The sequence below is a fragment of the Hyella patelloides LEGE 07179 genome (genome assembly GCF_900659865.1).
Lineage (GTDB): Bacteria > Cyanobacteriota > Cyanobacteriia > Cyanobacteriales > Xenococcaceae > Hyella > Hyella patelloides.
In genome coordinates this window covers 3,422-13,520 of sequence record NZ_LR213958.1, presented here as the reverse complement: position 1 = coordinate 13,520, position 10,099 = coordinate 3,422, and the positions used below count along the sequence as shown (strand labels likewise).

The window sequence follows — 10,099 nt, the reverse complement described above, 5'->3', positions numbered from 1 at the left end:
AGTCATGGCAGTGGTTAGAAGAAGCATAGTTTCCGAGCTACAAAAAACAATTGATTCCTTAAAGAGCAGTTTAATAGATGTGTCTTTTGATGGGGAACAAGAAGATATTTAAAAACGGTCATTATTCGCGAGCAATACTCGCGAATTTATACCCCTATTTTTGCCAAAATGGGATGTTCCCACTTTACAGGTGCTAATTTAAAGAAGGTAATTGGTTTACCAACATAGATAAATATAAATATCTTTTACTCAAAAATTGTTTTAACAGCAATAAGTAATCAGCAGTTGTTGATTAATAATCATCAATTATTAACTATCCTTATATTCTTAATTCATGGCAAAAGTAAGCTTACAATCTATTACACGTAAATACGGTAACGTCACCGCCATTGATGATATTACCTTTGAGATACCTGATGGAGAATTTTGGGTTTTGGTAGGGCCTTCAGGTTGTGGTAAATCTACTATACTAAGGACGATTGCTGGTTTAGAAAAAGCTACCAGTGGCAAACTATATATCGGTGAAACATTAGTCAATAATATTCCTGCACGTCAAAGAGATGTAGCGATGGTATTCCAAAATTATGCTCTTTATCCCCACATGAGCGTAGCAGAAAATCTCGCTTTTGGCTTAAAGATGCGTCAAGAATCCCCCACTGATATTAACCATCGCATTCAAGAAGTAGCTCACGCACTCAATATCGAACATCTGCTAAAACGCAAACCCAAACAGCTATCAGGAGGACAACAACAACGGGTAGCATTAGGAAGAGCGATCGCCAGAAAACCCCAAGTATTCTTGCTTGATGAGCCTTTATCTAACCTTGATGCTCAATTAAGAGACGATACCAGAGCCGAGCTAAAACAACTCCATTATCGTGTTGGGATTACTACTGTTTATGTTACCCATGACCAAGTAGAAGCCATGACACTAGGCGATCGTATTGTTGTCCTCAAAGATGGTAAAATTCAACAAATAGATACTCCTCAAGCTATTTACGCTACCCCTGCAAACTCGATGGTAGCTAGCTTCTTGGGTAGTCCTCCGATGAATATTCTATCTACTATTTATAGCGAAGGTAACTTTGTGATTAACAATCAGTTAATAGCAATTTCTAACCAGATAAAAAAGCAACTACAACCTAGCCAAGGAGCAACCTTTAATTTAGGAATTCGTCCCGAAAATTTAACTTTAATTGCCGAAAATAATCCAGATGAAACTAATTCTCTATTGGCAGAAGTCGCAGTAATTGAACCTTTAGGCAAAGAAATTTTACTCCGCACCAAATTACAAGAATCTCACACTAACATAGATTTGTTTGCTCCTCCTGACTGGCAAGGCAAAGTAGGAGAACAAATTAGGATAGATCTTAATTTAGAAAAATTATTTATCTTTGACTCTCATCATGGTCAAACAGTCTATTATCCAGATGAAAATTAATTTACCATTGCAATTTTCATCTCTTTCATCCAGAGGTCGAACGCTAATCGTACCGATATCAGCAAAACTGTGGCAGAATATAAGCGATCGCTCTAAGAGTTTCCTGACTTATAGACTTAGAAGTGTTTCCTAGTACATCTGCTGCCATGTTTTGTATAATTTTTGGCAGATCGCGATCTGCTTGGAAAGCCAGCAACGGCAGAATGATTGGTGCTAGATATTTTGGCTTTGGCATTAACTCCCACCAAACAATAATCTGAGTTTCGCGATCGCCAGAAACGATTTCCCAACCACCTCTCATGGTTTGAACGGGGAAGGGAAAATCTGGAGCTTCCGAGACAAAGCGTAATATAAGGCTACGACCGTTCTCGAACTTCACACATTCTTCTGACCAACGCTTCCCCGTGTAGTCTTCGCACATACGTACAGCACCAACGCCAGGGGTTTTTCCATCTAGAATTAGAGAACGCTTCAAGGATGGCGCATACTTCTTAATGTCTCCCAGATTACCAATTGCATTCCACATCTCATCCGCAGGGGCATTGACATAAACAGGAACACAAAGGCGGTATTCATTAGTTGGTAGTTTGTAAGTGCGTTCAATAGCCCAAAGTTGCCATGCACCGAAAGTCAAGACGGTTACCGATACTGCGATCGCCAGCAAATGACCAGAACTCGATAGTGTATTGGGAAAGAGTACCAGCAATACTAAGGTAGCCAATACCCATATAAAATCTCCTGTGCTAGCGTAGAGCGCACGCCAAGTGGCTATCCTCGACTTTGTAGCTTGATGGAGCAAATCTACCGCAAAGATAGCTAACCCAGTGCCAACGACTTGGAGAACAAGCGGTGCTTGAATACCGAGCATTTCGCCAACAAGAGACGATTTGAATACCATCAACATGACACAAGTGAATGAGAAAGCAGCATTGGCGATGAGGGCAATTCGTAGTGGTAGTGAGTTATTCATCAGAGTCTCCTTGATGATGCTGTTGTCTAAAAAACTTTTATACGCGATCGCTTTGGCCATGTCATGTATACTAGGTTGACATAGGAATTATTATGAATATTAATATGAGGGTTTTAATATGTCAACCAGGGTGACAAAAAAAGATATCCCTATGGTGGAAAGCCAATCGCTTCAATTATTCTTTAGTGCAGCAGAGATGAATGAACAAATATCTCTTTACCTGTCAAATGCCTTGAAGGATAGGGGGTATGAATCTGTAACCCCTTGTGTCCTCAAATCTCTGAGCGCGCTAGAATGTGGCATTAACTATAGTTCAGAAATTGCCCGAAGTCTTGGTATCTCCAGGCAAGTGGTTGCCAAAAAAGTCAAAGAATTATGCAGTATAGGTTATCTAGAGCAAGTTGACGGCAAAGGAAAACAAAAACAAATACTGTTTACCGAATTGGGCGAACGCCTAATGTCAGATTCAAGGCAACTTCTGGCAGAACTTGATGAAATACTGTGTGAGACGATCGATCGAGCGACCCTTGAAGAAACAGTCGAGAGATTGAAAAGGATTCAAGCAGTCGTGCTAGATATCGATAAAGATTAGGGTGCCATGTATCACTATATTTGCAATCTGGGTTCAGGATAAGCTACTAAGATTACTCTCTTTGCCAACACCACCTTAAAAAAGAACCTTTGTCAATTCGCAAAACCGATAATTTTTCTGAACCCAAATTCAAGTTCTTGGTAATTTCTTTCTTTGACTAGAACAAGCTTGAAGGTTAAGAATTATCAACAATCGCCAATTCTATTTCTGGAATCTCAGAACCATTGAAAACGACATTGTCTGCTGTAAGCTCTCCATCTGCTACACCAGTAAATGTGAATTCTGTGATTTCTCCTGAGTATACGTCATCATTTGAGCGGACATCTTTAAAAATAATATTGTCTTCGGTTGAATTCTCGAATTCGGCGTTTTGCGCACTAGTGACATTTACTGGCATATCAAGACCCAATGTCCAACCTTTAAAATAATCTCCATTATTCTCAAAGCTTACTGTGCCACTGACACCATTACCACTTAACGAGTCCTGAACAAGTTTAATGTCTACATCGATCAGACTATCAGAGTTGCCACCACCTGTTGGGTCTGGCTTTGAAGGAGATGGAATATTATCAAACTCGGCAGGATCGACATCTATATCTTGTCCATTAAAAGTGAAATTTGTCGGATTGGTAAAATCACTACTGTCATCGACAGAAGCAGTAAATTCAAACGTAGTGGTTTCGCCTGCGTAGACGTTATCGTTCGATCTTACGTCTCCAATTACATAGCTATCGCCTTCACTAGATTCAATTACCGCGTCCTGAATCTCTTCGATATTGAAAGGCGCATCAAATCCAACTTTCCATTTTTCAAAATATTCCCCATTATTTGTAAAGCTAATTTCTCCTTTAAATCCTTGCTCCCACTGGCTAACAACATCAAAATCAAGATCGATCTCGCTATCTGTTGTGGGAGGCTCAGGAGTAGGAGTTGGGCTAGGACTGTTTTCGTAGGAGGGAATGTTTGTCTCCAGAAAGCTCCTAGCATCAAATGGATCGGCATTTTGGTCTCCAGTCAGCGCATAAAAGAGCATCCCAGCGTCCGAGGGATCGTTAGGAACGCCAGACGATTCCATTCGCTCCCAGGCATCGTTATAGACTTCCTCGTTAGAATCCCTCAACCAGTTCCAGTTATCGTTACGAAACCTAGCGTTTTGATCGCCTATATCAATATATTCAACTTCGGGAAAATCCTGTTTAAGGTCAGACCAGGTTCTTGCCTCTTCTACACCGTCTCTAGTTACCACATCACGATTTTCGTTCCAAGAGGAGTGAGATAGAAGAGTTATATTTTGGCGATTTTCTGGTGATGTTCTTGCTAACGCTCGATAGGTTGCTTCCATCGGTCCTCCTTCGATTGAAAGAACCTTTTTACCAGAGTTGAAGTCATTTACAAGACCATCGATAGTACTAGAAATATTTGCCTGATAGTCCACTGTGTCAATACCAAGCTTTTCCGCATATGCAGCACTCGTCCTCATCCTTGCGAGTTTGGAATCTTCGTTTGGCTCAGCCAGATTATTGCCAAAACGAAACGTTGTCTTCTCTTGAATATTTGCTCCGTCCGCTAATAGTGCAGCAACAGGAAGAGCACTAATATCATCTGGGTCATTATTATTTCCATCAAAATGAAAATTGACTAGCTCGAAATTTTCAATTATTCCATTCATGGGGTTACAAGTGGTATTTAAGTAAATTCACTGAGATTGTAACTAGGAAAAATAAAGAATTTGGTTGTTAGAAAAAAGCTATTCTTTAATGACATATATCTTAAAATTTCCCCAAAAATATATACAGCAAAAAATAAAAATTAAAAAGTAAATAAAAGTAAAGCAATATTGTTTAAAAAATCAAATATTACTTCAATAAAAGAGAAGATAGAGTAACCATAAATTGATCGCCAATACTGAAACTAGATTATTAATAAATCTGCTTCTTGATTCACTGATTCTAATCAATCATAAAAATTTTTTATCTGAAGTTAAAAATACTCTTCGCTTTATTGATGCTATAAACCGCTTTCACTCTATTATTTAGTAGTTATAAAAGCAGATCGCTAAGTTTTTTTTTAAAATATTAGAAATTGGTTATTTTATTCGTGTTACTGTACCTCACCAATTTTAAAAAAGCTAGATTTATAGCTCTACTAGAAACTGTTTCTAAAGTACTGCAACTATAGTTTGCTCGTAAAATAACTATTAGTAATTATAATTTGCTCGGAGCTAGCTTTTATTAGATATATTAAACTGAAAAATAACAATTATTTACTAATTTTTTGCTTAAATTTTATAATCTATTTTCACTAATTTAGAACAAAATAAATATTAAATAAGTGCAGCAGACTAGATAAACTACACGATCTTACTTTTATTTTTATACTAATAGCATCAGTGAAAATACACAACTACTCAAGTCGGCAACCCAAATCATAGAGTATAAAATGTTCTCATTGTCATTCCCGTAAGTCATTCAAATAAAATAAAATTTGCGAGTATGAAGTTATTAAAATTAAACAAAGAGATTAATTATCTTAAAAAAAATTAGTAATGAGCGATCTCGAAGAGATCCGCTACGCGGCGCGCCATAACGAAAAATCAAAAATTGCATAAAAATTAATCAAACCAGGTAAGGAACTACGATAGGCTAGATCGAGTCGTTTTATACTTTTTTAGAATACGCCCCCATGGAATCGGTTGATACTCGCACTGTTCGCATTGGTACTAGAAAAAGCCAGTTAGCGTTAGTTCAAACTTATTGGATCAAAGCAGAATTAGAAAAACACTTTCCCAATCTCGAAATTGAAGTAGAGAAGATGAGTACTCAGGGAGATAAAATTCTGGATGTACCCTTGGCAAAAATTGGTGATAAGGGTTTATTTACCAAAGAGTTAGAACTGGGAATGCTCAATAACACCACTGACTTTGCAGTCCATTCTCTCAAAGATTTGCCTACTAACTTACCAGAAGGATTAATGTTGGGTTGTGTTACCAAAAGAGTTAACCCTGCGGATGCTTTAGTAGTTAATGCCAAGCATCAAGATAAACAGTTAGAAACCCTTCCTGAAGGCTCTGTTATTGGTACTTCTTCCTTAAGGCGTTTAGCACAGCTACGCCATCATTTTCCCCATTTGGCTTTTAAAGATGTTAGGGGTAATGTGAATACTCGTTTGGCAAAATTAGATGCAGGAGACTATGACGCTATTATCTTAGCGGTAGCTGGTCTAGAAAGATTGGGCATGAGCGATCGCATTCATCAAGTTATTTCTCCTGAGATTTCCCTTCATGCTGTGGGACAGGGTGCTTTAGGGATTGAGTGCCGAGAAGGAGATACTAAAATATTAGAAATCTTAAAGGTCTTAGAAGAACCAGAAAGTCGCGATCGCGCCTTAGCAGAACGTTCTTTCCTTAGAGAGTTAGAAGGAGGCTGTCAAGTTCCTATTGGGGTGAATACCAGTATTGAAGGAGATAATCTAACTTTAGTTGGGATGGTTGCTAGCTTAGACGGTAAACAGTTACTCAAAGATACTGTTAGTGGTAATAGAAGCGATGCAGAACAGCTAGGAAAAGATTTAGCTGGTAAACTACGGGATATGGGTGCAGGAGAAATCTTAGCTCAAATATTTGCTGAAGTCGGTCGAAAGTGATTTATTATCCACTGGTAATTTCCTTCGCCAAACAAACTTTTTTATACTGTTTATTGAGTAAGGTGGGCAATGCACTAAAGTATATCCGAAGGTGTATCCTTTAGGGCTTCCTTCGGTCGCCCACCCTAGCCGTGGTTTCATTTTATAAATCCTTAATCAAAAATAATTAAAAATATAAAAATGCAATTACCTACAGATACTTATACCTACGGTGTATGGTGTGGCTATACCGCCATTGGCTTTCTAGTTTTGACCATTATTGCTTTTATAGCTGGTTGGGGTTTTCGCTTTCGTTTAGTCGGCGTTACCAGCTTTATGATGGTTCTCACGGCGGGTATTTTCTCCCTTTATTTAGGGTTTTTTACCCATGTAGACATTCCTGGTGCAGCCCGCTATGCGTTAGCTTATGATAATGGCGCGAACAAAGCAGTGGTTGTCGTTTCTCCTGAGATAGAAGTTGATGCCATTGAACCTACTTTGCGTCAAGCAGCAGCCGATCTTAATTCTTATGGAAGAACAGGAACTAACGGTAATGATACTTTTACTATTAGTCTAAGAACTGTTTTACATCCACAAGAGGGAGTGTCTGAACCTCTATTTTTAGGGGAAGTAAGGCGATCGCTGTTAGTGCGGGATGATAGCAATATTGAAACCGAAGTTTTTCAGCAAAATCTCGCTAAATTAAAGCAGTGAGTAGTTTTTAGTAAGGGACGGGGCGGACAGTGTCTTTGCTGTTTATGACTCCTCAGATAAACGCAGATACCCTTGAGATTGCTCTGATTATATCCCCTAATTATTCCTTCGTTCTTTTTCCTCGTTTCTTTAGTTAAATCGTATTCTATGAAAAAACAAGCAGCAGTCAAAAGTAAAGCAAAAGTTACGGGTAGTAATAAAACTTCCACACCGATTCCTTTAATAATCTCTCCAGGTAAAGTATTGCGGGGAGACAATATATTAAGTCAGTCAGGAACAGAAATTGCTCGGTTGGGAAATCGCCCTTTGATTGTCAGTGGCGATCGCACTTTAGCGAGAGTAGAGTCTTATTTACAACCTATTATTAAGCAGCACAAGCTTCAAGCAGAGCAAGCTAGTTATCTTCCTGATTGTGCAGAATCCTCTTTAGAACAGCTACAAGAAGCAGCACAACAACATCAAGCAGATTTTATTATTGGTGTTGGTGGTGGTAAGGCTCTCGATACAGCGAAATTACTCGCTCATCAGTGTCAGATTCCTATTGTAACTATTCCTACTTCGGCTGCTACTTGCGCTGGTTGGACAGCCCTTTCTAATATTTACTCGGAAGCTGGTGCTTTTCAATACGATGTTGCTTTAGATAGATGTCCCGATCTTATTATTGTTGATTATGGTTTAATTGCCACTGCGCCGAAACGTACCCTGGTAGCGGGTATTGGAGATGCGATCGCAAAATGGTATGAAGCTTCAGTCAGTAGTGGTGATTCTACCGCAACCATGACTATTGCAGCAGTGCAACAAGCCAGAGTTTTACGAGATATCCTATTTCAAAAATCCCCTTCTGCTGTCGAAAATATTCAAGGAGAGGATTGGCGAGAAGTAGTAGACGCAACGGTGTTACTAGCAGGGGTTATTGGGGGTATTGGTGGCGCAAATTGTCGCACTGTAGCAGCCCACGCAGTCCATAATGGTTTAACCCATATCCCACAAGCTCATGATGCTTTACACGGGGAAAAAGTAGCCTATGGTATCTTGGTGCAGTTGCGCCTTGAAGAAATGGTGCAAAATAATCAGTTAGCGGTATCTGCAAGACAGCAGCTATTGAAGTTTTATCGCAGTATTGGTTTGCCTCAAACTCTCGAAGACTTGGACTTGGGTGATGTCAGTTTAGCTCAGTTACGTCACGCAGCAACTATTGCTTGTCAGCCTAAATCGGATATTCATCGTTTACCTTTTCCTGTCACACCAGAACAATTAATGGCTGCGATGGTGTCTACTACTGTAGAGAAAAGTTAATCAAACGATCGACTCCTGGGCAAGATAGATATAGGATTACTATTTATTATTCTATATGGCTACGGCATATCAACCAGGAGACATCATCAAAAATAAATATCGCATCACCCATGTCTTAGGCAAAGGTGGTGTTGCGATTACTTATCAAGCTAGCGATATCAATACAGGATTATCTGTAGCGATTAAAGTTATTTCTCTGAAACAGCTTGAAAATTGGAAGCAAGTAGAGCTTTTTCAACGGGAAGCAGAAGTATTAGCCAAGTTAGAGCATCTTGCTATTCCCAAATATATAGACTATTTCGATTTGGAGACAGAAACAGATAAGGCTTTCTATATCGTGCAGCAATTAGCACCAGGAAAGTCTTTATTCGATCTAGTCGAATCTGGTTGGCGCACTACAGAAACAGAAGTTAAAAAGATTGCAGAGCAAGTATTAGCCATACTCTCTTATCTCCATTCTTTAGAGCCTCCAGTAATTCATCGCGACATTAAACCGAATAACCTCATTCGTAGCGATGATGGCACTATTTATTTAGTGGATTTTGGCGCAGTTCAAAACACTTACTACAATACTTTAATGCAGGGTAGCACGGTAGTTGGAACTTATGGCTATATGGCTCCCGAACAGTTTCGAGGAAAAGCAGTACCTGCTACAGATTTATATAGCCTGGGTGCAACCATACTTTATCTGTTAACTCATCGTTCCCCAAGCGAATTACCCCAAGATACCCTTAAGTTAGATTTTCGTAGTTCGGTTAATATTTCTGAGAGTTTTGCCGACTGGTTAGAGAAGATTTTAGAACCAGACTTAGAGGATAGGTTTGTTGATGCTGAGGTTGCTTTAGCTGAGTTATTGGCGAGTAATAAAGTTAAAAAGCAAAAGTTGTTTACTGGTATTAGTGTCGGGCTTTTATGCTTGGCTTTGGCTTGGGGTGCAACTTCTTATAAATGGTTTTTTTTAAGTCGTTTGGGTTTTTTCCCAGATAATTTATGTTCCTCTGAAATACTTGAATCTTTTTTATCACAAGGAGGAGAAATAGAGAGACTTAATTTTCAGATAAAAAACGATGGAAAAATATTGTTATGTACTTTACAAAATAGTCTCAATAATAAAAATATTAGTTTGTCACAGAAAATAATTAATAAAGGAGCTAATCTTAATATGCTCCATAATCAAGGTATAGATTATTTATGGAATGCAATAAATAATAAAGATATTGTATTTGCCAAATTTTTAATAGAAAATAATATCAATCTTAATTATCCATACCCTACAAACGAAAAATCTATTTTATGCAGTAAAAATATTAATATTGATTTATTACAATTAATGATTGATATTTAATAGAAAATAATATCAATCTTAATTATCCATACCCTACAAAACGAAAAATCTATTTTATGCAGTAAAAATATTAATATTGATTTATTACAATTAATGATTGATAATGGGTTAAATATTAAT

Annotated in this window: 8 protein-coding genes; 6 read left to right on the top strand and 2 right to left on the bottom strand. The window is 38.2% G+C overall.

Annotated elements, in window-relative coordinates; translation table 11 throughout:
- The first annotated feature begins 334 nt into the window (after window positions 1-334).
- Window positions 335-1,441: an ABC transporter ATP-binding protein gene (locus H1P_RS23410; protein WP_144871891.1), complete on the top strand. Its 1,107-nt coding sequence runs from the start codon at window positions 335-337 to the stop codon at window positions 1,439-1,441.
- A gap of 58 nt (window positions 1,442-1,499) precedes the next feature.
- On the opposite strand, the gene H1P_RS23405 is transcribed toward H1P_RS23410, so the two are convergent.
- Window positions 1,500-2,411, bottom strand: coding sequence for an SRPBCC family protein (locus H1P_RS23405; protein ID WP_186376103.1), 912 nt, complete (start codon window positions 2,409-2,411; stop codon window positions 1,500-1,502).
- A gap of 118 nt (window positions 2,412-2,529) precedes the next feature.
- Here H1P_RS23405 and H1P_RS23400 point away from each other — a divergent pair, with 118 nt between their 5' ends.
- Window positions 2,530-3,003 (top strand): helix-turn-helix domain-containing protein, encoded by a 474-nt coding sequence (locus H1P_RS23400; protein ID WP_246141924.1) that lies wholly within the window; start codon window positions 2,530-2,532, stop codon window positions 3,001-3,003.
- Between the two features lie 175 nt (window positions 3,004-3,178).
- On the opposite strand, the gene H1P_RS23395 is transcribed toward H1P_RS23400, so the two are convergent.
- Window positions 3,179-4,672 carry a cellulose binding domain-containing protein gene (locus H1P_RS23395; RefSeq protein ID WP_144871887.1) on the bottom strand — a complete coding sequence of 498 codons (1,494 nt, stop codon included), beginning with the start codon at window positions 4,670-4,672 and terminating at the stop codon, window positions 3,179-3,181.
- A gap of 1,013 nt (window positions 4,673-5,685) precedes the next feature.
- On the opposite strand from H1P_RS23395, the gene hemC reads away from it, so the two are divergent.
- The 4 genes from hemC (at window position 5,686) to H1P_RS23375 (ending at window position 9,979) form a co-directional block, all read left to right on the top strand.
- Window positions 5,686-6,645 (top strand): hydroxymethylbilane synthase, encoded by a 960-nt coding sequence (gene hemC, locus H1P_RS23390; protein ID WP_144871885.1) that lies wholly within the window; start codon window positions 5,686-5,688, stop codon window positions 6,643-6,645.
- Window positions 6,646-6,825: 180 nt separating this feature from the next.
- Window positions 6,826-7,338 carry a Ycf51 family protein gene (locus H1P_RS23385; RefSeq protein ID WP_144871883.1) on the top strand — a complete coding sequence of 171 codons (513 nt, stop codon included), beginning with the start codon at window positions 6,826-6,828 and terminating at the stop codon, window positions 7,336-7,338.
- 147 nt (window positions 7,339-7,485) lie between these two features.
- Entirely contained in the window at window positions 7,486-8,634 is a 1,149-nt protein-coding gene (locus H1P_RS23380) for an iron-containing alcohol dehydrogenase family protein (protein WP_144871881.1), read from the top strand.
- Between the two features lie 55 nt (window positions 8,635-8,689).
- Window positions 8,690-9,979, top strand: coding sequence for a protein kinase domain-containing protein (locus tag H1P_RS23375; RefSeq protein ID WP_144871879.1), 1,290 nt, complete (start codon window positions 8,690-8,692; stop codon window positions 9,977-9,979).
- The last annotated feature ends 120 nt before the right edge of the window (window positions 9,980-10,099 follow it).